Origin of the sequence: uncultured Flavonifractor sp. (genome assembly GCF_944385615.1) — a bacterium.
Taxonomy (GTDB): domain Bacteria; phylum Bacillota; class Clostridia; order Oscillospirales; family Oscillospiraceae; genus Flavonifractor.
In genome coordinates, this window is the sequence record NZ_CALWXV010000077.1 from 1 (window position 1) to 26,162 (window position 26,162).

Consider the following 26,162-nt stretch of genomic DNA (forward strand, 5'->3'; position numbering starts at 1 on the left):
CTGCGGTATTTATGGATGAAATATGGGCTGAGAATATGATTTCTCAGCCCATACGTTACCTTTGTCAACAGGTCCTTCTCTCATCGTAAATTCCTCCTGACATTCCAACAGGCTGCGGGAAACTATCCCGCAGCCATCATTGCTATCGTATCTGCCTGTTTCAGACATAGAGCTCCGGTACAGCAAAGCGCCGGCGGTACCGCTCCAGCTGATCCGCAGTCAGGCTCTCAAAGTGTTCGCTGTCAGCGGGAGCGGCGCACAGAAAGAAGGTTCCCGCCACAACATCATAAATCTCGCCGCTCTCCAACCGCAGACAGCGGTTCAGAGGCAGCCCAAGCAGTTTGCCCTCATCATTGCAGACCAGGGCAACCTCCTCCGGAAACGGATATATGACTTGGATCAGTCCCCCCACCAGTTCCTGCATCTCTTCCAAACTGCCTGTAATCTCCCTGGTTTCCGGCATGCTCCCTGGCTCAACCACCAATATCAGCATAGATACTCACTCCTCTATCTATCAAAGTCTGTCCAGGTTCAGCCTGCCTGTGTAAAAACCGGCTCAATCTCCGCGGCGTTTGCAATCTCCATGAACTGCTGCCCAAATGCCCTTGCCCGGGCAGCTTCCTCCGGACAGAGGACAGAGACGGCATCAAACTGAAACAGCGCATAGGGCTTGCCTGCCCTGCTGGTGGCCTTCTCCAAAGTAATCCTGGTCACCACGCTGCTTAGAGGCGTCAGCCTGCTTACCAGACGGGTGGTATATTTCAGAAAGAGCATCTTGCTGGTCACAGGAACCCGCACCAGCAGCGGAAAGATACTGTCCGGCCGCAGCAGGAACAGCAGCACCGATTCCTTGCAGGCCTTGGCATTGGATTCCCCATCTTTACTGCCGTAATCATTGAAAGGACAGTGGGCGCAGGGTTTTCTATCCTCAGAAATCAGGCTGTTTTTGCTCATGCAGGTGGGCGGTGTACCTTCCACCGGATCAGGGGTATCCCAGTAAGCCCTCGGTGTGGTATAGTCCAGAATGATGCCGGTCAGCTCCTTTTCTGCCTCCTCTCCGGACAGGCCGGGTACAGAGAACACGGTGGAACCGCCGGAGGGAGATTTCATCAGATCAAAGAGCTGGAAGGGCAGCGGCTGATGCTTCAGATTCTCCTTGATGATGTCCATCGCATTGTGGGTCAGGGCAAGGTAATCCGAGCCGGGATCTGCCGGCAGATGGATGGATTCCTGTCCCGCAATGGCCTGCAGCTTGGTACCCATACGACTTTTCAGATTTGTGTTATCCATCATAAAATCCCCCGTTCAGCACGCCGCCTTGATGGTAAAGCGGCGATATGATGTTTGATTGGCGTACTTTTTGTACAGCGTCGGATGCTCCGCTTTCAATGTTTTGCTGTCCAGCCGCTCCTGGGAGACGCTTTTCCAGGTAATGACCCTTTCCCCGGCAGTGCCGATTTCATATTCCCCCATCATCTGTTTCAGCAGGTTTTCCACCCGCTGTTTCTGCTCCGTGAGGGCCTTTAACTGCTCACATGCCTCGTCATATTGCAGCAGCAGTTCCCCGGCCTCATCCGGCAGAACGATTTTTGATTTGGGTACACTGCTGGGAAACCGCTCTGATAGAAATTTTGACGATGCGTCTGACCCATCCAAAGCCGGCGGTATTTCTGACCGGACATGTGCCCAGAAGTCGGACTCCAGCTCAATCAGCATGGCAATCAGCTCCTCATCCCGTTCTACAAATGTCCAGCGGAAGGTATTCCCACCGATTAACACAGCGATATAAGCCCCGGCATACCCGGTGACCGCCATATAGTGCTGGACTTGAACCATGTATTCGTCCGGAATGCTGTCCTCCCACTCCCCTGCTCTGTAGGCAGAAGCGGTTTTGGCTTCAAAGATGCAGGCGCCGTGGTCAGGATGCTCACAGGTGCCGTCCAAATTGGCCAGCATAAAAGGATGCTCCTCACTCCGGAGAATGACGCTGGGTTTGCTGACCTCCATGCCGGTGCGCTTGGCAAACTCTTCCCGCACCAGCGCCTCCAGCCGATTGCCCCAATAGGCAGCTTCCCCGGCCTCCCGCGGGGGCATCTGTCCTGTTTTCTCCATCCACAGTTCCACCGGGGATTTGTAGCGGCTGATACCGCAGACCACCGAAGCATCCGAGCCTCCGATGCCTGCCTTGCGGTATTCCAGCCAATCCTCATAAGACAGGTTTTCGGTAGAAACCAGAATTGTTGCGCTCATCTCAAACATACACCTCCAGAACATAGAAACGTCCGGGAGGAATGCACCTCCCGGCCAAACAAGAACTGTTTCTGCCTACGCTGCCGTGACCAGCTCATAGGCCTTGTCGATCAGAGGATTCCCCTCCATGGTTCTGGCAAACAGCTTCTCCCGATAGCCGGCAGTCTCCCGCAGGGGCTTGGCGTGGGTGGCAAAATCGCTGACCGCATTGAGGAAACGATAGGCGTTCTTCTCCACATCACGCAGATCAGGCGCCTCAAAATAGCGCAGCTTCATATCCTCCCGGATGCGGGTGATGTTCTTGCGGTGCGTTTCCGTGGGCTGTTCGTCCATGGGCAGGAGCAGGTTGATATACTCCATGACTTTCTGGTCAGACAGCCTGACTTTGGACAACTGGGAGAACTCCATGCCCAGCCCTCCCATATACTTCTCTGCCAGCAGCAGGGTGTTATGGGCCTCTTCCATCTTGGCGGCAGGATCTCCTACATGGACAGCAGACCATACCCGCTTAGCCGTGGACAGGGCAATGTTCAGTGTATTCTGGCAGACTACCCGAACGGGCGTCATGGCCACTTTGATGGAACCGCTGCCGTCGTGGGAGCTGCTGAAAACAAGATAGGGCTCGATCTGGTCGCCCTCGATGATGTACTTATCCGGGAGTTTGGCCAGCAGCCAGATCTTCCGTCCATTCTGGAGGGAACCAGCCGTTTCGTACTTCACCCCCTCTCCCAGCAATGCGTCAGTAAAGGCAAAGGCCTCGGTGTTCTGCACCACCCGGTAACGGTCTGTGACCACGCCCAGCACCTGGTTGTCGATGTCACGGATGTTGGCCTTGTAGCCGGGAATCAGATCGCAGCTGCTGGTCATAATGGGACGCTGGATCACATTCCAGTTCAGGCCGGACAGCTCCAAGGCTTCCTCCGAACTGAGCGCAGATTCCACACAGATGCCAAGCCCGTGCCAGGGCGCCTCTCGGACATAAAACATGGATTCTACATTTGCAGGCATATTAATTCCTCCTTCATGACATTTGTACAGACGGCAGAAAGAAAGGGCCTCCCAAACGGGAGACCCTTTCTTGGGGTATTATTCCAGCTTCTCCTGCTCCGCCATCAGTTCCTCAATTCGCTCCAGACACTGCACCGTTGCCAGCAGAATGGAAAGTCCCAGCAGGACTATCTTCCAAGTGGATTTGTCTAACATATTTCTCCCCCCTTTCTTTCTTGACTGCACAGTAAGAATATATTGCGGAAACCTGGAGAGATACGGCAAAACAGAAAGAAACGAGGCCGGAACCACGTCCGGCCTCGTTTCATCATCTTATTGGCGTAATCCATCCTCGTTCTATGAGTACCTGTTTGCGCTGCTGTAAAATGGTTCTTTGTGCCCACTCTATATCCTTTATATGAGCAGAACCGGAAAATCAACTGCAGACCGCTTGGAGTATCTGTACTCGCTCCGGTGCCACCAGCTGTAAAACGCGTTCTTTTACAGCTGATCCTGCCCCTGTCAGTGCCAAAGCCAGTGTTTCATCTTGGATGCGAGAAAATAGTATTACGGCATATGGTCTTGAAAATCCTGACAGTTGGTCAAATTGAGGGACACAGGAAAGACCTATGTCCCTGTGTACAATTTCTGTGTGCTACACTGTTCTGAAAGGGCGTGTGCCACATGATAAGAACCGGAGGTTTTATATGGGAGATTTGTTTGTGCTGTGCGGAATTATTGCAGTGTTTGCTTTCATTTTTTGTTACAATGGATGGCTCATAGAACATTACGGAGTTTCGGCGTTTACAGCGGGCCGGATGATTGCAGGGACTGTGGACACCTTTATCTGGATATTGGTACTGGATGCCAAGTCCGTGTGGGCAGCACTTCCTGGTATGGCAGTGGCCGGTGGCATTTTCCTGCTTTTGTTGTGTGTCAATTATCAGCAGGTCAAAAACAGGCGGCAAGCAATCATAATGACCCTATGGCATCTGGTATGCGGTTTGGCAATCATCATGGTCTGGTATGAATATGGACGGGACAGAAAGAACCGGAAATGAGGAAATTTTCTGCGGCGCACCATAAAACATCACTATTTTCACATTGATATGCTCAGATATCAATACGCCATACTGTTGTCCGTTTGTCAAAACGAGTTGTGCTATACTTCTATTCGCACGCAAAATGATGCAGAACATGGAGGGGATACCATGAAAGAGAATATGGAAATTTTAATTCTCAATCACGGCAAAACGGCCAAGGTGCTGTTGAAAAACTGCCCTGACGTTTATCGGCGCATCCAAGCGGTAGAAAAATATTACGGCGTGGACATCATTTCCTGTACCTATCAACCAGCGGCAGGAAAGCTTCTTACTATGAAATACCAAAGTGCGGTGCAGAGCGCAGCGTTGCAGCCAAAGAGCCAAAATTGTTCCGAATCGTCAGCAGAAGACGGATATCATACGCTGCGTCGCAAGGTATCCTGAGTGGCGATACACAAATACCCATCTCCCCCAGTCGGAGGAGATGGGTATTTGTTAATCTTGATGATCCGTCCACATTTCTGAGCCCTTCCGCCGGCTGAACCCACTCTACGATCAGATGAAAGCGATCCGCTTTACAAAATCCAGAGAGGCCTTTCAGCAGGAGCACAAGGGAGAACTGAAGCTGTTCTACCTGGCCGGCCGGACACTGAAAAAGGCCTGCCCCGACGGAAAGCTCCTGCACCGCCCTCTGACGGCTCTGGCGGAGCGTGTCCACAAACTGGGTTGTTCGGTTATTTTATCTGAGCTCAAATTGGCGATTTCTGCCGGGCGCTAACATTCACTGTATTTGGATCAGCCTTTTTCGATTCATATGTTGAATATGGAAGATACAGGAGATATACTATCTATAGCTGCTGTAAATTTGCATGGCACTACTGATGACGGCGTACATTTTACCGAGCAGGGCCATAAAGCCTTTGCCGCCGGACTTTTGGAGGTGCTCAGATGAAACGAATGTTACCCTTGCTGTTTGCCTTCTTGCTGATGTTCTCCGGCTGCGACGGAAACGGAGCCGGCAGTTCCTATCAGCAAATTACGCAGGAAGAAGCCAAGGAGATGATGGACACCCAGGAAGTTCTCATCCTGGATGTACGGGAGCAGGACGAATATGACAGCAGCCACATTCCCGGCGCTGTCCTGTTGCCGGTGGGCACCATAGACAAGGATTCTGCCGCCCAAGTGATTCCGGAGCAGGACACAACGGTATTGGTCTATTGCCGCAGCGGGAACCGCAGCAAAACAGCCTCTTCCCGTCTGGCAGAACTGGGTTATACCAATATTTATGAGTTTGGCGGCATCAACACCTGGCCCTATGGAACAGAATCCTGAAGAATCGCTCTGTTGCGGAAGGAGAAAAACCATGATCCGAACCATTTGTAAAGATGAGGCATTTCTGGCTCAGAAAGCAGAACCTGCCACGTTGGAGGATCTCCAGATTTCTGCTGATTTGCTGGAAACGCTGGAGCACCACAAGGCCGGCTGCGTAGGTATGGCAGCCAATATGATCGGAGTAAACAAGCGCATCATTGCTTTTGATAACGAGGGCAGCTATCTGGTGATGTTCAACCCGGAAATTATCAAAAAATCCCAGCCATATGACGCAGAGGAGGGCTGCCTCTCCCTCACTGGCACCCGTCCGGCCAAGCGGTGGAAGTCCATTAAGGTACGCTGGCAGAACGAAGCCTTCCAGGAGCGGATCAAGACGTTTACCGGCTGGACAGCCCAGATCATCCAGCATGAGATTGACCACTGCGAGGGCATCCTCATATGAAACAGTGCAAAATTACTGTGATGCGCATCACCCGGTATGAGGACCTGATGGCCCAGTATGAAAACCCCATTTCCCATGCCTGTGACATGGAGGTGGGGCAGGTTTTTATCGCCAACGGCTGGGCAAAGCCGGAAGGCTTTTGCCAGAGTGCCTGGGACACGCTCTCCCCTTTTGTGCTGGCTCTGAGCCATGGCGGAGAGAATTTTTATGACGGCTGGATGAAAAATCCCAAATCCGCCATGCTCTCCTGCAACGACGGGTTTCGTCCGGTGAGTTTTCTGGTGGAGACCCTGGACGAGGAGGCCGGGCCATGAGGCAGGTATACATACACGGCCTGGGCCAGACAGCGTCCAGTTGGGAGCCGGTTCTGCACCTGCTGGGAGCACCTGAAAGCAGTGTCTGTCCCGACCTGGCAAAGCTGGTATCCACAGAAAAGATCACCTATCCCCTGCTCTACCACGCCTTTGCCCGGCTCTGCGATGGTCTGGAGGAGCCGCTGGTGCTCTGCGGACTCTCTTTGGGCGGTGTGCTGGCCCTCCACTATACCGTTGAACACCCGGAGCGTGTAGGTGCATTGGTTCTGATTGCCCCGCAGTACAAAATGCCAAAACGGCTGTTGCAGATACAGAATGTTCTTTTTCGGTTCATGCCTCCGGCCATGTTCCGGGAGACAGGCTTCGCAAAAGCACAATTTGTCCAGTTCTGCGGCAGTATGATGGACCTGGATTTCAGCGGAGCACTTTCACGCATCTCCTGCCCTACCTTGGTGCTCTGCGGAAGCCGTGACCGGGCCAACCAGCGGGCATGCAGAGAACTTGTTCAGCGCCTGAGCAAGGCAGAACTTCGCATGGTTGCGGGTGCAGGCCATGAGCTCAACCGTGAGACACCAGAAAAACTGGCGCCGCTGCTCCGGGACTTCTATGCCAGGACACTGCAAGGAGGAAACCATCCATGAAAACCGCCATCTGCTACTACTCCCGCCACCACGGTAACACTCTAAACGTTTTAGAGGCTATAGCTGCGGAGGGGCATGTGGACCTCATTGACGTGACCACCCGGCAGACCGTCCGGCTGGAGGAATACGACTGCATCGGCTTTGCCTCCGGCATCTATGGCTTTGAATTCCAACCATCTGTGGTGAAGTTTGCCAGACAGTATCTGCCCGAGGGCAAGCCGGTGTTCTTTGTCTATACCTATGGCGGAGCCAAGGGTTCCGGCGCAAAAGCTGTAGATAAAATTGCCAGGGAGAAGGGCTGCCCGGTGCTGGGAGAATTCAGCTGCAAGGGTTATGATACTTTTGGCCCCTTCAAACTGGTTGGCGGTATCGCAAGAGGACACCCGAATGAACAGGATTTGCAAAACGCCCGGAGCTTTTTCCGGCAGGTACAAAACCAGCTGAATACACGTTTCTGTAACTGAATTTGAGCGCAGGATTACTTTATATGATATTAATCCAGAAAAGGTGGGAATGATATGGCATCCAATGAACTTTACCAGGCTGCACTTACTTTCCGGAAAACTAAATTATGGAACAAATTATTGGACGATCAACTTTTTGCGGTATCCCTCTCCAACGGACAAATTGGGTATTGCTGTGTGATGGGAGCCATGGGAGAACATCTGGCGCTGGGGCTTTATATAGGAAATAAAGGTCTTCAGTCCTACTATCTGCTGCGCCGCCCCCCAGTGCTGGGCTGTCCCTCACTCCTCCACCAGCAGGAAGTTATGTTCTCCCAGGACTGTCTTCAGTGCAGCTTTGAATCCATGAGTATGCTTTCCAAGGAAGAATGTATGGCGCTGCGCACCTACACCAAACAGCATCAGATCTCTCTGCGTGGGAAAAATGCGTGTCCACAGTTTACTAAATATTGTGCTGCCCGTCCCTTCTTCCCTGTTGCAAATGCTTTGGATGAGTCTTTGCTGACGCAGGCGCTGTTGGCCGCACTGGCGGTGGACCAACGGGTCATGGAGGAAGGCAGTGCCTGGCTGGAACCTTTGGATATGGATAGAACGGACCAGGTGATCCCGCTGCTCACCCCAACAGAAGATGGCTTCCAGTGGTCGTGGCACAACCTGCCGCCCATGATTGCAGAAGAATATCCGGCACCAATACTGAAAGACGAACTATTGCTGGGGCGCCTGAAACGCACCAGGAAATCCCGTTCCCATTTGGTTCTGGATGTGGTCATGATGCCAACCGCTGTGATGAATCCGGAACTGGATGCCGATGTATCCGCCTATTTCCCCTATCTTCTGATGGGCATCTGCTGTAAAACCCAGGAACTGATCATGCTGCCCGAACTGGCGGACGGCTACGATCTGGAGCGGGCGGAGCGCTTGCTTTCTGCTTTGGGCCATTGGATGCTTGAGCAAGGCATACCTGCCAAAATTACCGCATACAATCAACGCACCTATTCCTTGCTGCAAAATCTGGACCAGCAACTGAATATTCGTCTGAATTTGGAAGCCGACTCCGATACAGAGGAACTTTTCCTGCTTCTGAACGCCGAAAATGATCTTGCAGCACAGGTGGACGGCCCCTATGAGGAATCAGGCAATGCTGATGACGAGTTGAAACTTCTCTTTGATTTCCTGGCCACAGCAGATGATGATCAACTGCGTACAATTCCTGATTTTATTTGGCATCAGTTGATTGACGGGGCCAAACAAGGTGTATTTCCGCCTGAGTTTGCCCAGCGTATCCTGCGCTTGAAACGGTAATCTTCCATAATGCCCTTTCCGTAGCATTTCTTCCGATTTATGGATTCTGGTGAATGTGGTGTTGGAGCTTTGATTGAAGTCGATTTTTCTCAATCCACGATACCGCAAAGTCTACCAACTCCCGCTGTTCCATGTTGCGCACGATGGCATTTCCGATTTGCACTGTTTTGACCGGATGGGCTTCCTCAAAAGCCTTGCCAATCTTGATAAAATCCTCCCCGTCCACATACAGCGTTTCATAGCTGACCCACTGCCGCACACCGTTAATAAACATGGCACTGCTTTCTGTAATAGTATGCTTGCCAGGACATTCCGCCCGGACATCAGCGAGATGGAGAGAGGTATTCTTATCATAATCCACGCCGATCAGCAGTACTTTCCCACCCAGAGCATAAAGTTTTCCGATAGGCGAACTTTCCCCAAAAATGTTGCACAGGTCATGATTTTCCACCAAATACTGTGCATTTTTCCATTTACAGCAAAAGAACGGACTGGGTGATCGCTACGCACTGTTCCTGGCCAGCGCCGGAACATCTCCGCTACAGCACCCATAGTGTTGGTGGGCGTAATGTCCTTATCATAGGCAGGCCAGATTGCCCGAATCTTCGGCCAATCGGCTTCTGCAATTTCCCAATGCACCCCTGTCATGGGGTCAAGGTTTTCCAGCTCTGAGTAGGCATCATAACAGTGCCGTCCTCACCCACGATCTTCAGCAGTGCTTCTATCACTACCTGCGCTCCACCGCAGACATAGCCAAGGCTCCTAAGGGATGTGTGAACAATCACCTGATCTCCAGCGGACAGTCCTACCTCCCGTAGACCATCCTCAATTTCTTCTGATAAAATAACAGATTTTGTACTCAGAAGCCGTTCTGCTGGAAATACGGGACGAATGTCGGAGCCTATGCGCTTCCCTTTTTTCTGGCAGAGAGGGCAGACCTCGTCATAAATTGGGATGTTGCAATCCTCGCACCAATAGATGATCGAACTCTCAATTTGCGTGCGTTGCCCACAAAATGGGCAATCCGGTAAAGAGGTCGTTTTATTGCAGCTTTTACAAAAATACTTCAGCATAGTACACACTCAAATCTTGTAGAGATTGTCTTTTTATGCAATAATCTTTATTTTTCTTTATTTTACAACAGCGTGGATAGCTGCGTCAACCGAGATTCGTGGCCCTTTTGTGTTTTCTATAAAACAGAAGGCTGGCATCTTTCGATGCCGGCCTTCTGTCTCTTTTGGATTATATATTTCAAGTTGTTTTCTTATGAGGAAGTCATAGACATCCTAAAAAAATCCGTCGGCATCCTGTCGAAACCATAGTGGAAAAATACCGCTGCGTCCAGGCATAACATCGCCAGGGAGCCACTGTGGAGCAGGTATGCCTGGCCTTGGAGATCTCACGCAGCGGCTACTATGACTGGCAGTATCACAAACCCGATAGACGGGAGCGGAGCAATCAGGCGCTGCGGAGGAAACTGGTGGAGCTGCACGAGAAATATCCTGCCCTAAGGCTGGACAGCATGCACCACATGCTCAAGCCGGAGTATTCACGCCACAGAACTCATAAGCAACAAGCCCAACTTTGTTGCCTCCAGGTCCTCTCGAAGCAATATGTCAAACAGGATACGATCCACTTTCCAACCAAGCGTACCAATCACACGTTCCAGGTCCTCCAGATTATGTGCGGTGGAGGCCCAAAGGCACAGCAGACCGCAACGTCTCTCGCACTTCTCCTTCTGCGGCAGTTCACCCAGCCTTTGCTCGATCCAAGCGGATGCGTCTGCCACTGCGATCTCAGCACTTTCCCAATACCATACTCGTTCAGCCTGAAAAAATGGTGCAAAATCCTCCTTAGTCAGAAAATGCGTCTCAAAATAGGGTAATTCCGCACACAGCTGCTCACATATTTCGACCAGTTCCTGCCTGGTCAGCATTCCATTTCTCATACCGTTCCCCATCCTTTCTTCTCTTGTTTTCGGTTGAAATCGTACCAGAAGCAGTCTACACATCCGGCTGTACTTTTTTTAGTACACCCCCTGTGCTACAATGGAAATATACAGAAGGAGGGGATTCTTTGAATTTGCTTCCCATGCGGCTCTATCAGATTTTAGAGGAGCACAGTGACCCAGAGCACCCTCTGTCCATGGGGGAACTGCGCCGCCTGCTCCGGTTGGAGTACGGGCTGACCTGCGACCGGAGAACGGTCTATGGAGCGCTGAACACCTTGCGGCAGGCCGGGGTTGACATTCCGCAATTTCAGGACAGCGGGGCGGGTTACTATCTGCTCTCCCGGCGGTTGGAACCCTCAGAGGTGCGATTGCTGCTGGATTGCGCCGCCGCCTTTCCCGGTATGTCGGAACGTCAGTACCGGGGCCTGGAGCAAAAGCTACTCCGGGGGCTGAGCCGTTCCCAGCGCCAGACCTGCCGCCCCCTCTCTCTACCTACAGTCTACCGGGGAGTGAACCGGGAGGTGTTGCTGGCGGTGGAGGTGCTGGAGGAGGCCATCGCTGCCGGTCGGCAGGTGTCTTTTCAGTACATGGAGTATAGGATGGACAAAAAGCTCCACCCCCGCCGGGAGCGGCCCTACCAGGTACATCCATACGGCCTGTGCTTTGCCAATGGGAACTACTATCTCATCTGCCGCTACCCTGGGTATGATACTCTGAGCCACTACCGGGTGGACCGCATTCAGAATCCCGTTCTGACACCAGAGCCCAGGGATCCGCTGCCCCAAGGCCTGGATCTGTCCCGCTATGTGCGGGAGCGGGTCTATCAGATCTCCGGAACAAGCATTCAGGCCGTCCTGCGCTGTGAGAACAGTCTGCTCAGTGACATTCTGGACCGCTTCGGGCTGGACACCATGCTCCACGACAACGGAGACGGCACCTTTGACGCCGTCGTCACCGCCGAACCGGAGGGCTTGAAATTCTGGGCAATGCAATATCTGGAACGCTGTGAGATTCGAAAGCCCCAGCGGCTGCGGCAGGAACTGGTCCGAACGCTGCGGGAGGGCTGGGAACTCTACTGCTCGCCCTTGACGTCAGCGGACGATCATCAAACGATAGAGGAGGAAACACAAGATGAATGAGGAGGCCAAATTGGCCGCTGTCTTTCCCATGCTGGCAGAGAGCAATCTGCCTATTGAGACGCTGGATCTGGAAGTAGCATCACGCAATTCCCTGCGGCGCAGCGGAATCCATACGGTAGCCCAGCTGCTGCAGCTGACCCATACGGAACTTATGGGCCTCTTTCCCAACCGGAACCTGCCCTTCTACAGCGAGATCATCTACAGACTGACCTGTCTGGCGCAGCCGCCAAAACCCGCCAAAACAGAGGATACCTGCACGGTGGAACGTCTGCCGGACAATTTTGGAGAACGCAAGATGAATACATTTAATATTTTCCAAGTGGCCGGGATCTGGAAATCCGAGGAGATCCACACCCGTGTGATTGCGGAACTGCTCAATCCCCATAGCCAATTTCATAACATGGGGACCGCTTTTCTACAAAAGTTTTTAGTTGGACTGGGACTGAACGAAGACTTGTCCAAGGCGAAGATCGAGGATATTGAGGTAAAAACAGAAGTATCCACCGACAACGACCGGCGCATCGACATGGTCATTTCCACACCAAACTACTATCTTCCCTTTGAGGTCAAGATCTGGGCTAAGGATCAGAGGAGCCAACTGCATGATTACTACGATTATGCGAAGAATCAGGGAAAAGCGGTGCCTTGTATTTACTATCTGACCCCAGATGGACACGACCCAAGTGGTTGGAGCCTGGGCGGCACAGACGATGAACTGCCGGTCGTCACCTTATCCTTCCAAAAGGATATCCTTCCTTGGCTGAATGATTGTATTACGAACACAGATCAGCCGATTCCCACCGATGTGCTGGAGATCATGAAACAGCTGCGGGATAATATCCGTGGCCAACGTCTCACGTGCTTTTCTCAATGGGATCCGAACGACACTCTGGATAAGATCTACTCAGAACTCTCTCAGCGATACAACCTGTCATGGACTGAATGTACAGACCGCTATATAACCTGTACACTCCATAAAGAAAACAATCTGGAGTTTGCCCTTCGGGTAAAAAAAGAAACCAAAGATTCTGTCAGTCTATACCTGATCTGTGGCATCACGATGGAACATGAAAAACCCAATTATGCGCTGGCAGGTCCTTACATTTATGACTATCCTCAAGAATACAAGGATCTCTTATCAAACACATTTTCCAACCCGGAAAATGTGAGCGGGAGTACCTCGAAAAGCACGTGGAATCGCTTGGAGGGCATCGACCACAAAAACCAAGACGGGATAGGCCTGGAAGCCTGCCTTGAAAAAATTGAAGAGATATTTTCCTGGCTGAAGGACACGCCAAAGAAAAACTGTAGATAAGCGTCCCGTAGATGGCGATACACAATACCTGTCTCCCCCGGTTGGAGGAGACGGGTATTTGTTAATCTTGATGATCTGTCCACATCTCTCACTGGCTCATGACCGTCTGCACCGCATCTTTCATACGCTCACTCTGAACCTCCCCTTTTTCTGCATTTACATCCCGATACGCATATGATAAAATGAAAAAATAAGCGAAATATGCATAAAAAGAGTTCCTTAATTGTGTTATATATCCATATCTATGCAAAGAAGGTGTCTATATGGAATTGACGGAACAATTCATTCTGCTCCAGGCGCCCAACCCCGCCGCAGCGGAAAATGGCCGAAAGCTCTCCCGGACGGGCAAATTTGTCCGTCTGTACAAGACGGAGGATGGCTCTCTCTACTGGGGAGAGTGCGCCGGCAGCGGGAAAAATCCCTATCGGGTATCCATTGACTGGACGGACCCCCAGGCCCCGGTGTGCCGGTGCTCCTGCCCCAGCCGCCAGTTTCCCTGCAAGCACGCCCTGGGTCTGATGTTCGAGCAGCTCAGCGGAAAATCATTTGCAGTTGTTGAAATCCCCCAGGACATTGCTGACAAGCGGGCCAAGCAGGCCGCCCGGGCCGCCAAAAAGGAGGCCGACGCTCAGGCGCCTAAAAAGCCCCGCAAGACCAACGCCGCCGCTGCGACCAAGCGGCTGAACAGCCAGCTGGAGGGGCTGGATATGGCGGAGCGAATGGTGGAGGATTTGCTGAACGCCGGTATCGGCAGTTTGGGCGGCACCTCCGCCAAGACCTATGAGACCTTGGCAAAGGAGCTGGGCAACCACTACCTCACCGGCCCTCAAATCGCCATCTCACGCATCGCCCTGGCTGTGCGAGAGATTCAGAAAACGCCCGAACAGGCCAAGGGGGCCTACGCCGAGGCCCTGCGTATCCTCATTGCCCTGCGCTCCACCATCAAGAAGGGACGTGCCTTCCTCCAGGAAAAGTTGGAGGCGGGGCAATTTTCTGCCGAGGACACGGTGCTCTTTGAGGCTATGGGCGGGGTGTGGAAGCTGGAGGACCTTTACGCCATTGGAGCCTATCGGGAAAAGGCCCGTCTGGTGCAGCTCTCCTTTGACGTCTCCTATGACGAGGCCAAGCGGGAGTATGTGGAGCGGGGTTTTTGGCTGGATTTGGACAGCGGACACATTGACCAGACCCTCAACCTGCGCCCCGTCAAAGCCCTTAAGTATGTCAAGGGAGAGGACAGCTGCTTCTCCCTCTTGGAAGTGCCGGTGCTGTATACCTACCCCGGGGAGGGCTGCCGCCGTATCCGCTGGGAGAGCTGCACCCCCCGGGACCTGACCCCCGAGGAACAGGCCGCACTCCCCTCTCTTGTCCAGCCCGACCTGGCCGCCGCCATCAAGGGTACCAAGGGACAGATCAAAAACACCCTCCTGCCCAAATTCCTGCCGGTGCTGGTCCCTGTGGGACAGGTGGGCATGGTGGATGACACCTTTGTGCTGGAGGACCCCGCCGGCGGGCGCATTGTCCTGCGGGACCGCCCGGAGGATGGATCGGATCACGCCTCTACTGCCCGCCTGGCCTCCATTCCAGGTGGGATCAACCGGGGAGACGCCCTCTTTGGCCTGCTGTTCTATGACCACCGGGACCGTTCTCTGTGCCTTCATCCATACAGCGTAGTCACACCCACCCAGATCATCCGTCTGCAATACTAAGGGGGGAGCGGTTACGAACTTACAGCCTTTGTATGATATACAGGAGCGGCTGGAACAGGCTGCGGTGGCGGGCACCAACCTGCTGGAGGAGGATTTCCGCCTGAAGCGGGCTATGGAAGGCTTGGCACCTCTGGCCGCTGCCAGTCCCGTCTTTGGAAAAATCAGCGCCGCTCTGGAGGGACTGCTCTCCATGACCCCAGAGGGGCGGGGCGGCGCACTGCTGGATGCCCTGGCCCTGGTGGATGCGGTGGTATACACCCAGGGGAAAACCGGCTGCTCCGGTACTCTGGAACCCCTGCCCCACGGGGTGGGTACCTGTGAACCTCTCACCTATGGGCAGCTTCACCCCCTGCTGGAAGCTCTCACCGGCACCAGCAGCGGGCGCTATCCCGTCATAGAAGAGATATGGAGAAATCATCCAGAGTATTTCTCTGACTACCGAGTGCTTCCCCTGCTGGTGAAGGGTCTGGGGGACAGCTATTCCACCCTGGCAGAGCAAAACCGGGATCGGCTCATTGAACTGGGGACCGTGTCTTTTCCCCTTCTAAAAGAGGGCTTTGACCCAACCGGAAAGCGGGAAATGGTCTACCGGGTGACGGTGCTGGACGCGGTGGCGGGTGCGGCGGAAAATGACTTTTATCTCGCTCAGCTTCCCAACGCCAAGCGGGAGGTACGGGGGGCATTGATCTCCGCCTTGCAGTATGATCCCACCAATCTCCCCCTCCTGCTGGAGCTGTACCAGACTGAGCGGAAGGGAGATAACCGGGATCGAGCCTTAAAGGCTCTGGCCCAGATGGAGAGCCCTGAGGTGGAAGAGGCCCTGAATCACCTGTCCCAAACGAACTGGGAACAGGCTGTTGACACCCTGGCCCATACGCAGACTTCCACTGCCAGCCGCCTGACCGCCCAGCTTTTTGAGCAGGAACTGGCCCTTTTTGACGCAGAGCCAGAGCATCCCCTTACGGAAGAGAACAATCTCCGCTTTCGCAAACTGCTGAACGCACTGGATAAAAAAACCGGGCCGGAGGTGTGCCGGATCTACCGCCATGCCGCCGCCCTCACCCCGGTACTGGAGCGGCCCTTGGACGACGGCCGCCAAGTGCCTCGCTATATGCGCTTCCCCCACTACACCGCTACCAACCGGGATGGACTGCTGTTCGGGGGCTATCTGGCATGGACCCTGGCGAATACCTTGATGGGCTGCCCCGATAGGGAGTTATGTACGTTGGCTCTGGAGTTGTATGAACAATATGGCATTATGTATTTTGCTCCCGCTCTGGCCGCCCAGCTCCTGTGTTTGAGCAGTGAGGAGAGCTACCAGTGGACCCAGGCTCAGATTCCACAAAACAGCGGCCTCCGCCTTGCGGTAATGCGGGCCATTGAGCGAATATTGGGATGCCTGAACTGGAAATCCGACTGGCAGACCTATACCTTTACGATTGGGATCACCGATCACAATGATCAGATCCACTGGCATACCACGCCCATCCCCAACCTGGATTTGCGGTGGTTTCCCCTGCTGGCTCAAATCCCCGACCATGCAGAGGCCGTTTTATGTGTGCTGCTGTCCAACCGGGAGGTTATCCCCGGCTTTTCTCCCCAGGTGCTGGATTGTCTCTATGGACGGGTTTTGCAGGGGCTCCATTTCAACCGCACCCTGGACGTCATCCACATCCTCCACGCACAGGGCTGGACCGATTGGGATGATTTTGTGGTGAAGTGGGCCAAATCCAAAACCATGCAAGTAGTAGGGCTCAACTGCTGGGAAGTGTTTTATCTGTTGGAGGCGCTGCCGGTCCCTCCTGAAAAGAAAGCCGCCCAGCTTCAGAAAATAGATCAACTGGTACGTACCCAAAAGCTCAAGGTCCATTCCTACCAACCCTGGCTGGACGGGAAGGTCGCGGAGCATATTGCCCTGTGGAAACAACAGGCTTCCAGTTCCACCAACTAAAACCGGATGATTCTCCAAAAGGGGGATGTTATGAATTTACAGCCTTTATATGACATACAGGAGCGGTTGGAACACGCCACTGTGGCGGGCACCAGCCTGCTGGGGGAGGATTTCCGCCTGAAACGGGCCATGGAAGGTCTGGCCCCTTTGGCCGCTGCCAGTCCCGTCTTTGGAAAAATCAGTGCAGCCCTGGAGGGACTGCTCTCTGCTTCCCCGGAGGGGCGGGGCGGAATGTTATTGGACACCCTGGCTCTGGTGGACGCGGTGGTGTACACCCAGGGAAAGACCGGCTGTCCTGGCCCTTTGGAACCTCTGCCTCCTGGGGTAGGGGTCTGCCGAAATCTCTCCTATGGACAGCTCCACCCCTTGCTGGAGGCCCTTACCGGCACCGGCGGCGGGCGGGCCGCAATCATTGAAGAGACATGGAAAGAGCACCCGGAGTATTTCTCCAACTACCGGGTGCTTCCCGCCCTGGTAAAGGGTCTGGGGGACAGCTATGCCGACTTGGCCGACCAGAACCAGCAGCGCCTTGTCCAACTGGGCTCTGTGTCAATTTCCCTTCTGAAAGAGGGCTTTGACCCATCGGGCGGAAAGGAGATGGCCCGCCGGATTGCAGTGCTGGACGCTGTGGCGGGTGCGTCGGAAAATGAATTCTACTGTGCCCAGCTCCCCGAGGCCAAGAAGGAGGTCCACACCGCCCTCATCTACGCCCTGCGGCACGACACCAGAAACCTCCCCTTCCTGCTGGAGCTGCTTCAGACAGAACGAAAGGGGGAGGCCCGCAGCCGAATCTGGCGGATTTTGGCCCAGATGGAGGGACCAGAGGTGGAGAAGGCCCTGCAATCCCTGGTGAAACAGGACTGGGCGCAGGCGGTGGAGGTGCTGTCCTACTCCAATTCTCCGCTGGCCTGCCGCCTCACTGTCCAGCTCTTTGAGGCGGAGCTGGAGCCATACGAGGCGGAGCCAAACCGTCCAATCCCCGAGGAGACGCAGCTTCGCCTGGAGGCCCTCACCACCGCCCTGGACCGGAAGGCTGGACCGGAGGTGTGCCAGCTCTACCGCCGGGCTGCTGCGGTGGCCCCTTCCCTCACCCATCTGACCACCAAGAACGGCAAGCGGGAGGTCATGCGCTTTTCCCACGCTCTGGCCACCCAAAAGGGAATCACCTTCCAGCAGCTTATGCCTCTGGTACTCTCTTACACCCTGATGGGCAGCCCGGATACCGAGCTGTGCCATCTGGCCCTGGAGCTGTATGAACAGTACGGCGGGGACTATTTGACCCCCGCCCTCATCGCCCAGCTCTGGCGTTTAGACAATAAAGAGAGCTACCAGTGGGCAGAGCAACAGGTGGTAAAATCCGGACTGCTGGGGCAATCCATCCGAAGTGAGGCGGTGCAGGCGCTGCAAATTGCGCTGGGTCGGCTGAATTGGGACCCCCAAAAGGAATCTTACCTGTATTCCCGTCCCCGAAACACATTGGACAAACAGGTTGCCTGGATATATACCCTGGTGCCCACTCTGGACGCCCAATGGTTTACCCTGATGATGCAGTTCAAGGGCGGAATGGATGAGATTCTGATCCGTCTGCTGCACTACCGGGAACCCATCCCGGAACTGTCCGACCAGGTGTGCACCTACCTCTATCAAATGGCGATGGGCCGCTCTGAATTTAACCGCGTACTGGAGATTATCACCATCTTAAAGGCGCAGAGGTGGGACAACTGGGAGAACTTTGCCATCAAGTGGCTCCAGAAGTCCAGCCGGAGCTTCTACTACTGGGAGATCTTCCGTCTGGTGGATGAGATGCCTATCCCGCCTTTGAAAAAGGTGGACCAGCTCCTGACCATTGGCGGTCAAATTTGGGATAAAAAAATCAAAATCCGGGGCGGCAGCTGGCCGTCTGGGGAGGTTCTGAAACAAACTGCCATCTGGGAACAGCAGGCACAACTGGAAGGAGAAAACGGAAATGTCTAATCAACAGGTACAGCGTCTCCCAGCGGAGGAGCTTTTTCAACAAGAACTGGATGCCCTCATCTCAGCGGAGCAAGACCCCATCCCCACCGGCTGGCGGATGTCCCCCCGCTCGGTGCTCACCTACATCACCGGCGGCGTCAAGGTCAAAGGGGTGGAGATTACCCCCAAATATATGGGCAACCGCCGTCTGGTGGAAATCGCCATTGCCACCCTGGTTACCGACCGGGCGCTTCTGCTCATCGGAGAACCTGGCACTGCCAAGTCGTGGCTCAGTGAGCATCTGGCCGCTGCCGTCAACGGAGACTCCACCAAGGTGATCCAGGGTACCGCCGGCACCACCGAGGAACAAATCCGCTACTCCTGGAACTACGCCATGCTTATCGCCAAAGGCCCCAGCCCGGAGGCCATGGTGAAAAGCCCCGTCTACCGGGCCATGGAGACCGGCTCCATCGCCCGTGTGGAGGAGATTTCCCGCTGCGCCAGTGAGGTGCAGGACGCCCTCATCTCCATTTTGTCGGAAAAGCGTCTGAGTGTCCCCGAACTGGGGCTGGAAGTACCGGCGGCCAAGGGCTTCTCGGTCATCGCCACCGCCAACACCCGGGACAAGGGGGTCAACGACATGTCCGCCGCCCTCAAGCGCCGGTTCAACATCATCGTCCTCCCCACCCCCTCCGATCTGGAGACCGAGCTGGAAATCGTCCGCACCCGGGTAGAGCAGCTATCTGCGGGGCTGGATTTGAATGCCAAGCAGCCCGACGGAGACACGGTGGAGCAGGTGGTCACCATCTTCCGGGAACTGCGGGGCGGGGCCACGTTGGACGGCAAACAGAAGCTAAAAACTACCAGCGGCGTTCTCTCCACTGCCGAGGCCATCTCGCTGCTGGCTAACTCCATGGCCCTGGCCGGGAGTTTTGGCAACGGCACCATCTCGGCGGCTGACCTGGCTGCCGGGCTTCAGGGCGCAGTGGTCAAGGACGAGGAGAGCGACAAAATCTCCTGGAAAGAGTACCTGGAGAACGTGATGAAAAAGCGGGGCAGCGGCTGGCTCCCCCTGTATCGGGCCTGCCGGGAGCTGAATGCGTGATGGGCGGGCCGGTCCTGTACGGGGTGCGCCACCTGTCCCCCGCCATGGCCTTCCATCTGCGGCAGGCGCTGGACGCCCATCAGCCCGCCCTGGTGCTGGTGGAAGGCCCCAGCGACCTCAATGACCAGATGCACTGGCTCTGCCACCCGGAGACCCGCTTTCCGGCGGCTATTCTGGCCTACACCAAAACCCCGCCGGTGCGCACCATCCTCTATCCCCTGGCTGTCTACTCCCCGGAATTGCAGGCCATTCTGTGGGCCAATGAGCACAAGGTGGAGTGCCGCTTTATGGATTTGCCCTCCGGGGCTATGCTGGCCCTGGAAGAAGGGTCCGTCCTCCAAGAGGACGAGGAGGAGCCGGAGCAGAACACCGAATGGGTGTACCGCCGTCTGGAGGAAGTGACCGGAGAAGGCCACGACACCTTTTGGGAGCGGAAGTTTGAGCAGCTTGGGGACTGGCAGACCTGCCAGGAGGCCGCCAACACCTTCGGTACCCAGCTGCGGGAGGCGGCTCAGGATGGCAAACGGCGCACCGCCCAGACGCTGGTGCGGGAAGCCTATATGAAACGGGTCATCTGTGAGGCAATAGACCAGGGCATCCCCCCGGAGAAGATCTTCTGTGTCTGCGGGGCCTTCCATGTGCCCGGCCTGCGGGAAAACGATCCCATGACCGACGAGGAGGAGGCCGCTCTCCCCCGGGCGGACTGCGCCGCCACCCTGATGCCCTACTCCTATTACCGCCTTTCCAGCCGCTCGGGCTACGGGGCAGGCAACAAGGCCCCCGCCTATTTCGAATTGCTGTGGGATACCCTTCACCGAGAGGGGCTGTCCGGCCTATCCAGCCGTTACCTGGCCCAGTTGGCCGAAGCGCACCGGAAGGCGGGTAATCTGGTGTCCTCCGCCGAGGTCATCGAGGGGGTGCGCCTGGCCCAGACCCTGTGCGCCATGCGGGGCAGCCGCTATCCCTGTCTGGCCGACCTGCGGGATGCGGCCATCACCACCATGGGCCATGGGAATTTCTCTGAGCTGTCGGTGGCTGTCGCGGAGACGGAGATCGGCCGCCGGGTGGGTTTTCTCCCAGAAGAGGTGAGCCGCACCTCAGTGCAAGAGGATTTCTACCGCCAGCTTAAGGAGCTGCGTTTGGAGAAGTACCGGGGCCTGGAGCGGCAACAGCTGGATTTGGATTTGCGGGAACGGCTGAACGTAAAAAATCAGCAGACCGCCCTTCTGGATCTGTGCCGCTCCTTCTTCCTCCACCGGCTGCGGGTGCTGGGCATCCACTTTGCCGCCCTCCTGCCCTCCCGGCAGGAAGGGGCCAACTGGGGAGAATACTGGGATGTGCGCTGGACTCCCGAGGTGGAAATTGAAGTGGTGGAGTCCTCCCTGCTGGGAGACACCATCGAAGGGGCTGCCGCCTTTGCCCTCAAGGAGCGGGGAGAGAACAGCACCTCTATTGGAGAGGCCGCCGCTATTTTCCAGGATGCCTTTTTGTGCGGGATGCCAGCTGCTGCCGACCACGCCCTATCGGTGCTGCAAAGCCTGTCGGTGGACGCTGCCGCCCTCACCGAGGTGGCCGACACCGCCAGCCGCCTGTCCCTGGTGGTGCGGTACGGCGACCTGCGCCGGTTTGACGCCGCACCGGTGGTGCCTCTGCTCCAGCAGCTCTATCTGCGGGCCTGCCTGACCTTGGAGGAGGCCTGTCAGTGTGACGCCAAGGCTGCCCCCGCCGTGACGGCTGCTATGGATCAGCTCAACCTGCTCCAACTCAACCACGATTGTTTGGAAGAAGAACGGTGGTTGGAGCTGCTTCAGCGGGTCTCCGACCGGGATGACCTCAACACCCGCTGTTCCGGTTTTGCCATGGCGATTCTGTTGGAGCGTGGCAAGGCGGACGAGGCCCTTCTGAGCCGGGAGGTCTCCCGCCGCCTGTCCCCCGGTGTGCCAGCCGATTTGGGTGCCGGGTGGTTTGAGGGCCTGGCGGGGAAAAACCGCTATGCCCTGATCGCCCGGCTCTCCCTGTGGCGGCATCTGGACGACTATCTGAGCACCCTGGATGATGAGCACTTTCGCCGGGCGCTGGTGTTCCTCCGACGTGCCTTTGCCGACTTTACTCCCAACGAGAAAAATGATATTGCAGAAAATTTAGGGGAAATCTGGGGTGTGAACCAGGCCCAGGCCGCCGAGGTCCTTATGGTGGATCTGACTGAGAGCGAGCAGGAAGTACTCAGCGGCCTGGATGAGTTTGATTTTGATGATATATGAGGGAGGGAAACGCCGTGGAACACAAGGAACAGATGGCCCGTTGGCGGCTGATTCTGGGCTCGGAAAGCCAGGAGACCTTTGACGGGATGGGCGCCTCCCCCCTGTCCCAGGAGCAGCTGTTGATGGACAGCGCCCTGGCCGCCATCTACGGCGGGCCGGGGGAGAGTTTTGGAGAGAAGGGGCGCGGCGCGGGCCGGGGGCCCTCCTCCCCCCATATCTCCAAATGGCTGGGGGATTTGCGCAGTCTCTTTGACCCGGAGATGGTGGCGGTGGTGCAGAATGACGCCATCACCCGCAAAGGATTACAGCAACTCCTGTTAGAGCCGGAACTGCTGGAGGGATTGGAGCCCGACCTGAATCTGGCCTCTACCCTGCTGATGCTCAAGGACCAGATCCCCAAAAAATCCAAGGAGTCCGCCCGGAAATTTATCCGCAAAATTGTGGAGGAGATCAACAAGCTTTTGGAACAGGATGTGCGCCGGGCGGTGACTGCCGCTCTCAACCGCCGGGCCCACTCCCCCCTGCCCAGCGCCGCCGCCATCGACTTTCCCTGTACCATCCGGCGGAACCTGCGCCACTACAACCCGGAGCTGGGGGCCATCATTCCAGAGCGAGTGTGGTTCTTCGACCGCTCCAGCCGGGCCAACCGCTGGCACATCATCCTGGACATCGACCAGAGCGGCTCCATGGGAGAGTCCATTCTCTATTCCTCCGTGATGGCCTGTATCCTGGCCTCCATGACGGCGGTCCAGACCCATGTGGTGGCCTTTGATACCCAGATCATGGACTTGACTCCTCTGTGTGCCGACCCGGTGGATCTGCTCTTTGGGTTTCAAATGGGTGGCGGTACTGACATCGCCAAGTCCATCGCCTATTGCCAGGGCCTGGTACAGGAACCCTCCAAGACCATCTTCTTCCTGATCTCTGATTTGGAGGAGGGCGGGAACCGGGCGGCGCTGCTCCGCCGCCTGGAGGAACTGAAGGCCTCCGGCGTGACGGTGGTGACCATGCTGGCTATCGCCGACGGCGGCAAGCCTTACTATGACGCCCAGACTGCTCAGCGCATCGCCGGTATGGGTATCCCCTGCTTTGCCTGTACTCCGGAAAAGCTGCCCCAAGTACTGGAACGGGTACTCAAAGGACAGAGTTTGGAGGAATTTGCAAAGCTGGAGCAAAAAAAGACCTGATCCATAGATCGGATCAGGCAAAAAGAAGGAGCGTATCCTATGTTTGAAGAAAAGGTAGTGGTTGTCACCGGCGGTGCCAAAGGAATCGGCAAGGCCATTGCTGACCAATTCCGGAGCGATGGCGCCCACGTCTGTGTGATTGACCTGCTGGAACAGGACGGCTATGTGGGCGACCTGGCTGATCAGGCTGTGCTGGAGGAATTCGCCCAGAGCGTCATCCAGACATACGGAACGGTGGATGTTTTGGTCAACAACGCCCTTCCCCTGATGAAGGGAATCGACACATGCAGCTATGAAGAATTCAACTATGCTCTGCGGGTGGGCGTGACCGCCCCCTTTTATCTCAGCAAGCTGTTTCTCCCCTACTTCTCCCCCGGTGCCTCCATCATCAATATCTCTTCCTCCCGGGACCGGATGAGCCAGCCCCAGACCGAGAGCTACACGGCAGCCAAGGGGGGAATCTCCGCCCTGACCCATGCACTGGCGGTGAGTCTGGCCGGCAAGGTGCGGGTAAACTCCATCTCCCCCGGCTGGATTGACACCGAAGGCGCCGTCTATGACGGCCCTGACGCCGCACAGCATCCTGCCGGCCGGGTGGGAACTCCCCAGGACATTGCCCATCTGGTGTGTTATCTCTGTTCCGACCAGGCCGGTTTTATTACGGGAGAAAACATTTGTGTTGACGGCGGTATGACACGCCAGATGATCTATCACAACGACTTCGGCTGGACGCTGACCTGAGCCTCCCTGCCTGGTTTCACACGCAGTTCAAAGACAGGAGGACTCAGACATGAACAAGCAGGAAATTTATGCGCTTCTCAGCTCCAGAAAGATCTGGCATGAGGTGACGGAGCACAAGGCCGTTTTCAACATGGCAGAGGTGGCGGAGATTGCGCTGCCCTACCCGGAGGCCGACGCCAAGAACCTCTTTATCCGGGATGACAAAAAGCGCAATTACTATCTCATTACGGTCAAAGGGGACAAGCGGGCCGACCTGAAAGCCTTCCGGCGGCAGAACAACACCCGTCCGCTGACCTTTGCCTCGGATCAGGAGATGATGGACATCCTTGGCCTGATCCCCGGCGCAGTGACGCCCCTGGGCCTGCTCAACGACCAAGAACACAAGGTGACTTTCTGGCTGGATCAGTCCTTCCTGGAGGGCGAAGGACGGATCGGCGTGCATCCCAATGACAACACCGCCACCGTATGGCTCAAAACCGAGGATCTGCTCCGGCTCCTGCGGGAGAACGGGACCAAAATCACCTTGTTTGAGGTGTGAGGGCAGATTATGTCGCAACCTGATACTTGATGCGGTTGCCGTATTTTATGGACCGCAGCAGGCCCAGTGTTTCAAACTTGCGTACAAATCCACGGATGGTTGCGTAGGCTGCATTGCCGAAATCCTTTTCCAGCTGTTTGGTGGAGAACGGACTCTCCCCGTAAGCGGTGAGGACAAACTGCCACAGGGCCTGTTCCTTTTCTGTAATCTCCCCCTGGGACAGGGCATTTTGGAACGTTTCTGTGGTCTGGGAGGACGGCAAGGCGGACACCAGCTTATGGTACACATGCTCAATGAAGTACACCAGGAAGGGCGTCACATCCATGACGCCGCTGATCTTTGCGTTTTGTTCCGCCAGTGTATAGGCATGGTAGTAACCACGGCGGCTTTTTTCCACATACTCAGACAGCGGCACAAACAGAGCGGAGGAATACCGCTGCTGCACCAGATACCACAGGTGCAGCAGCCGGGCCATTCTGCCGTTGCCGTCAAACCAGGGATGCAGATAGGCAATATAAAAATGGATGAGCGCCGCCGTCAGCAAATCATTCATGGCAGATTCCTGATGGATGAACTCCACCAGCTCTCCCATATACGCCGGCAGCATCTGCCAGGAAAGACCGGTATGCTCCACCTTGTCCCCCACGATATAGACGCTGTCGTGGCGGTATTTATGGCCGGGCAGGAGCTGGTCCTCCTCCGGTAAAAACGCCCCGATGGTGAGCCTGTAGAGCTGGTGGATACTTTCTTCACTGATGGTGTTCCGGCGGTCGCTGATAAACTCCAGGCCCTGTTTCATGCCGTAGATACGGTTCTCGCTCTCGTTGGTGGGGGCGTAGCCGGACAGGATTTTGCGGACACTGTCCCGGGAAGTATCAATCTGTTCAATGGAGAAGGTGGACAGAATTTCGTCCTCCATCGCCTTCCTGCCGTAGATCTGATTGCTGCTCTGGGGCGTCAGCAGCACCTTGGCTGCCGACAGCTGCACCTGGGCAACGGAATCCAGATAAACCAGATTTCTGCCGTTAAAATCCTTGAGCGGAAGGGGTTTGTAAAAATCGCTGTCCAGCAGTTCTACAAATTCCTTTAAATTTGCTTGGGGGTATTTGCAGCCCAGCTTTTTCAGGTCGAGGATGCTTTTATCCGAGAGCATCCTGGCAAACAAACCGGCGTCCATTCCCTTCACCTCTGATATAACTTAGTATCAATTTGTATCAGTATACCAGAGGATTGCCATATCCGCAAGCGCTGATCCCAATGGCGTGGATTTTATCCGGCAAATCATCGGGATGGGAGGCATTTAACTTGCCCGCTTCGGTGAAGCGGTACGCTTAGCCAAAGAGAAGATGGACCAGAAAAACGTCTACTTTACCAATCCCGCCTTTGATTCCCCCAAGGCCCGGTTATGATAAAGTAGATTCCATGAAAAATGGCCGCCATTGGCGGCCATTTTTCATGGAATGCAGCCTGTCGAAAAAGTCCAGCAAAAGCTGGGCTTTTTCATTTAGATGAGATAAAATAGAGGAGGTGGTGAGAAGGA

The 26,162-nt window shown here is 55.4% G+C and carries 24 protein-coding genes and 1 pseudogene; 18 read left to right on the forward strand and 7 right to left on the reverse strand.

Annotated elements, in window-relative coordinates:
* Window positions 1-160: 160 nt before the first annotated feature.
* From Q0J75_RS12500 to Q0J75_RS12515, 4 genes are all read right to left on the reverse strand, one after another.
* Entirely contained in the window at window positions 161-493 is a 333-nt protein-coding gene (locus Q0J75_RS12500; RefSeq protein ID WP_297201888.1) for a DUF3846 domain-containing protein, read from the reverse strand.
* Between the two features lie 38 nt (window positions 494-531).
* Entirely contained in the window at window positions 532-1,293 is a 762-nt protein-coding gene (locus tag Q0J75_RS12505) for a hypothetical protein (RefSeq protein ID WP_297201891.1), read from the reverse strand.
* 12 nt (window positions 1,294-1,305) lie between these two features.
* On the reverse strand, window positions 1,306-2,250 hold the full coding sequence (locus Q0J75_RS12510) for a YqaJ viral recombinase family protein (RefSeq protein ID WP_297201893.1): 945 nt from the start codon (window positions 2,248-2,250) through the stop codon (window positions 1,306-1,308).
* Between the two features lie 75 nt (window positions 2,251-2,325).
* Window positions 2,326-3,258 carry a DUF932 domain-containing protein gene (locus Q0J75_RS12515; RefSeq protein WP_297201895.1) on the reverse strand — a complete coding sequence of 311 codons (933 nt, stop codon included), beginning with the start codon at window positions 3,256-3,258 and terminating at the stop codon, window positions 2,326-2,328.
* Window positions 3,259-3,944: 686 nt separating this feature from the next.
* On the opposite strand from Q0J75_RS12515, the gene Q0J75_RS12520 reads away from it, so the two are divergent.
* The 8 genes from Q0J75_RS12520 (at window position 3,945) to Q0J75_RS12555 (ending at window position 8,775) form a co-directional block, all read left to right on the forward strand.
* A complete protein-coding gene (locus Q0J75_RS12520; RefSeq protein WP_297201897.1) occupies window positions 3,945-4,298 on the forward strand; it encodes a hypothetical protein in 354 nt (117 codons plus the stop codon).
* A gap of 150 nt (window positions 4,299-4,448) precedes the next feature.
* On the forward strand, window positions 4,449-4,724 hold the full coding sequence (locus Q0J75_RS12525) for a hypothetical protein (protein ID WP_297201901.1): 276 nt from the start codon (window positions 4,449-4,451) through the stop codon (window positions 4,722-4,724).
* Between the two features lie 504 nt (window positions 4,725-5,228).
* Window positions 5,229-5,612 carry a rhodanese-like domain-containing protein gene (locus Q0J75_RS12530; RefSeq protein ID WP_297201904.1) on the forward strand — a complete coding sequence of 128 codons (384 nt, stop codon included), beginning with the start codon at window positions 5,229-5,231 and terminating at the stop codon, window positions 5,610-5,612.
* Between the two features lie 31 nt (window positions 5,613-5,643).
* The gene (locus Q0J75_RS12535) at window positions 5,644-6,054 is read left to right on the forward strand and encodes a peptide deformylase (protein WP_297201909.1); all 411 of its coding nucleotides are present in this window, start codon (window positions 5,644-5,646) and stop codon (window positions 6,052-6,054) included.
* The gene (locus Q0J75_RS12540) at window positions 6,051-6,368 is read left to right on the forward strand and encodes a TIGR04076 family protein (RefSeq protein ID WP_297201912.1); all 318 of its coding nucleotides are present in this window, start codon (window positions 6,051-6,053) and stop codon (window positions 6,366-6,368) included. Before Q0J75_RS12535 ends, Q0J75_RS12540 begins: the two co-directional genes overlap by 4 nt.
* A complete protein-coding gene (locus Q0J75_RS12545; RefSeq protein ID WP_297201915.1) occupies window positions 6,365-7,009 on the forward strand; it encodes an alpha/beta fold hydrolase in 645 nt (214 codons plus the stop codon). The genes Q0J75_RS12540 and Q0J75_RS12545 overlap by 4 nt, the downstream gene beginning before the upstream one ends.
* Complete coding sequence (locus Q0J75_RS12550) at window positions 7,006-7,473, forward strand: flavodoxin family protein (RefSeq protein ID WP_297201918.1); 468 nt, start codon at window positions 7,006-7,008, stop codon at window positions 7,471-7,473. The genes Q0J75_RS12545 and Q0J75_RS12550 overlap by 4 nt, the downstream gene beginning before the upstream one ends.
* Before the next feature lie 54 nt (window positions 7,474-7,527).
* The gene (locus Q0J75_RS12555; RefSeq protein WP_297201921.1) at window positions 7,528-8,775 is read left to right on the forward strand and encodes a DUF7309 domain-containing protein; all 1,248 of its coding nucleotides are present in this window, start codon (window positions 7,528-7,530) and stop codon (window positions 8,773-8,775) included.
* Window positions 8,776-8,812: 37 nt separating this feature from the next.
* Here the strand turns inward: Q0J75_RS12555 and Q0J75_RS13250 are convergent.
* Together Q0J75_RS13250 and Q0J75_RS12575 are read right to left on the reverse strand one after the other, a co-directional pair.
* Window positions 8,813-9,848: pseudogene (locus Q0J75_RS13250) on the reverse strand (AAC(3) family N-acetyltransferase).
* Window positions 9,849-10,324: 476 nt separating this feature from the next.
* Window positions 10,325-10,723, reverse strand: coding sequence for a hypothetical protein (locus Q0J75_RS12575; protein WP_297201929.1), 399 nt, complete (start codon window positions 10,721-10,723; stop codon window positions 10,325-10,327).
* A 128-nt stretch (window positions 10,724-10,851) separates the two neighbouring features.
* Between Q0J75_RS12575 and Q0J75_RS12580 the strand changes: the two genes are divergently transcribed.
* The 10 genes from Q0J75_RS12580 (at window position 10,852) to Q0J75_RS12625 (ending at window position 24,622) form a co-directional block, all read left to right on the forward strand.
* The gene (locus tag Q0J75_RS12580; RefSeq protein ID WP_297201932.1) at window positions 10,852-11,865 is read left to right on the forward strand and encodes a helix-turn-helix transcriptional regulator; all 1,014 of its coding nucleotides are present in this window, start codon (window positions 10,852-10,854) and stop codon (window positions 11,863-11,865) included.
* Window positions 11,858-13,180, forward strand: a complete 1,323-nt coding sequence (locus Q0J75_RS12585) for a PD-(D/E)XK nuclease family protein (RefSeq protein ID WP_297201935.1) — start codon at window positions 11,858-11,860, stop codon at window positions 13,178-13,180. The genes Q0J75_RS12580 and Q0J75_RS12585 overlap by 8 nt, the downstream gene beginning before the upstream one ends.
* 263 nt (window positions 13,181-13,443) lie before the next feature.
* Window positions 13,444-14,886, forward strand: coding sequence for an SWIM zinc finger family protein (locus Q0J75_RS12590; RefSeq protein ID WP_297201939.1), 1,443 nt, complete (start codon window positions 13,444-13,446; stop codon window positions 14,884-14,886).
* A 28-nt stretch (window positions 14,887-14,914) separates the two neighbouring features.
* Window positions 14,915-16,837, forward strand: a complete 1,923-nt coding sequence (locus Q0J75_RS12595; protein ID WP_297201942.1) for a hypothetical protein — start codon at window positions 14,915-14,917, stop codon at window positions 16,835-16,837.
* A 30-nt stretch (window positions 16,838-16,867) separates the two neighbouring features.
* Complete coding sequence (locus Q0J75_RS12600; protein ID WP_297201945.1) at window positions 16,868-18,811, forward strand: hypothetical protein; 1,944 nt, start codon at window positions 16,868-16,870, stop codon at window positions 18,809-18,811.
* On the forward strand, window positions 18,804-19,895 hold the full coding sequence (locus Q0J75_RS12605; protein ID WP_297201948.1) for an AAA family ATPase: 1,092 nt from the start codon (window positions 18,804-18,806) through the stop codon (window positions 19,893-19,895). Before Q0J75_RS12600 ends, Q0J75_RS12605 begins: the two co-directional genes overlap by 8 nt.
* Entirely contained in the window at window positions 19,895-22,156 is a 2,262-nt protein-coding gene (locus Q0J75_RS12610; RefSeq protein WP_297201951.1) for a DUF5682 family protein, read from the forward strand. The genes Q0J75_RS12605 and Q0J75_RS12610 overlap by 1 nt, the downstream gene beginning before the upstream one ends.
* A gap of 14 nt (window positions 22,157-22,170) precedes the next feature.
* Window positions 22,171-23,343, forward strand: a complete 1,173-nt coding sequence (locus Q0J75_RS12615; RefSeq protein WP_297201956.1) for a VWA domain-containing protein — start codon at window positions 22,171-22,173, stop codon at window positions 23,341-23,343.
* Window positions 23,344-23,382: 39 nt separating this feature from the next.
* The gene (locus Q0J75_RS12620) at window positions 23,383-24,084 is read left to right on the forward strand and encodes an SDR family oxidoreductase (RefSeq protein ID WP_297201959.1); all 702 of its coding nucleotides are present in this window, start codon (window positions 23,383-23,385) and stop codon (window positions 24,082-24,084) included.
* A 49-nt stretch (window positions 24,085-24,133) separates the two neighbouring features.
* Window positions 24,134-24,622 carry a prolyl-tRNA synthetase associated domain-containing protein gene (locus tag Q0J75_RS12625; protein WP_297201961.1) on the forward strand — a complete coding sequence of 163 codons (489 nt, stop codon included), beginning with the start codon at window positions 24,134-24,136 and terminating at the stop codon, window positions 24,620-24,622.
* Window positions 24,623-24,629: 7 nt separating this feature from the next.
* Here Q0J75_RS12625 and Q0J75_RS12630 read toward each other — a convergent pair whose 3' ends face one another.
* A complete protein-coding gene (locus tag Q0J75_RS12630; RefSeq protein ID WP_297201965.1) occupies window positions 24,630-25,799 on the reverse strand; it encodes a Fic family protein in 1,170 nt (389 codons plus the stop codon).
* Window positions 25,800-26,162: the final 363 nt, after the last annotated feature.

Excerpts from the sequence above, each read along its gene's own strand:
- Q0J75_RS12630 (WP_297201965.1), bottom strand. The coding sequence starts at position 25,799 with ATGGACGCCGGTTTGTTTGCCAGGATGCTCTCGGATAAAAGCATCCTC.
- Q0J75_RS12530 (WP_297201904.1), top strand. The coding sequence starts at position 5,229 with ATGAAACGAATGTTACCCTTGCTGTTTGCCTTCTTGCTGATGTTCTCC.
- Q0J75_RS12545 (WP_297201915.1), top strand. The coding sequence starts at position 6,365 with ATGAGGCAGGTATACATACACGGCCTGGGCCAGACAGCGTCCAGTTGG.
- Q0J75_RS12520 (WP_297201897.1), top strand. The coding sequence starts at position 3,945 with ATGGGAGATTTGTTTGTGCTGTGCGGAATTATTGCAGTGTTTGCTTTC.
- Q0J75_RS12525 (WP_297201901.1), top strand. The coding sequence starts at position 4,449 with ATGAAAGAGAATATGGAAATTTTAATTCTCAATCACGGCAAAACGGCC.
- Q0J75_RS12535 (WP_297201909.1), top strand. The coding sequence starts at position 5,644 with ATGATCCGAACCATTTGTAAAGATGAGGCATTTCTGGCTCAGAAAGCA.
- Q0J75_RS12590 (WP_297201939.1), top strand. The coding sequence starts at position 13,444 with ATGGAATTGACGGAACAATTCATTCTGCTCCAGGCGCCCAACCCCGCC.
- Q0J75_RS12620 (WP_297201959.1), top strand. The coding sequence starts at position 23,383 with ATGTTTGAAGAAAAGGTAGTGGTTGTCACCGGCGGTGCCAAAGGAATC.
- Q0J75_RS12625 (WP_297201961.1), top strand. The coding sequence starts at position 24,134 with ATGAACAAGCAGGAAATTTATGCGCTTCTCAGCTCCAGAAAGATCTGG.
- Q0J75_RS12515 (WP_297201895.1), bottom strand. The coding sequence starts at position 3,258 with ATGCCTGCAAATGTAGAATCCATGTTTTATGTCCGAGAGGCGCCCTGG.
- Q0J75_RS12600 (WP_297201945.1), top strand. The coding sequence starts at position 16,868 with ATGAATTTACAGCCTTTATATGACATACAGGAGCGGTTGGAACACGCC.
- Q0J75_RS12575 (WP_297201929.1), bottom strand. The coding sequence starts at position 10,723 with ATGAGAAATGGAATGCTGACCAGGCAGGAACTGGTCGAAATATGTGAG.
- Q0J75_RS12605 (WP_297201948.1), top strand. The coding sequence starts at position 18,804 with ATGTCTAATCAACAGGTACAGCGTCTCCCAGCGGAGGAGCTTTTTCAA.
- Q0J75_RS12585 (WP_297201935.1), top strand. The coding sequence starts at position 11,858 with ATGAATGAGGAGGCCAAATTGGCCGCTGTCTTTCCCATGCTGGCAGAG.
- Q0J75_RS12505 (WP_297201891.1), bottom strand. The coding sequence starts at position 1,293 with ATGATGGATAACACAAATCTGAAAAGTCGTATGGGTACCAAGCTGCAG.
- Q0J75_RS12555 (WP_297201921.1), top strand. The coding sequence starts at position 7,528 with ATGGCATCCAATGAACTTTACCAGGCTGCACTTACTTTCCGGAAAACT.
- Q0J75_RS12500 (WP_297201888.1), bottom strand. The coding sequence starts at position 493 with ATGCTGATATTGGTGGTTGAGCCAGGGAGCATGCCGGAAACCAGGGAG.
- Q0J75_RS12550 (WP_297201918.1), top strand. The coding sequence starts at position 7,006 with ATGAAAACCGCCATCTGCTACTACTCCCGCCACCACGGTAACACTCTA.
- Q0J75_RS12510 (WP_297201893.1), bottom strand. The coding sequence starts at position 2,250 with ATGAGCGCAACAATTCTGGTTTCTACCGAAAACCTGTCTTATGAGGAT.
- Q0J75_RS12610 (WP_297201951.1), top strand. The coding sequence starts at position 19,895 with ATGGGCGGGCCGGTCCTGTACGGGGTGCGCCACCTGTCCCCCGCCATG.
- Q0J75_RS12540 (WP_297201912.1), top strand. The coding sequence starts at position 6,051 with ATGAAACAGTGCAAAATTACTGTGATGCGCATCACCCGGTATGAGGAC.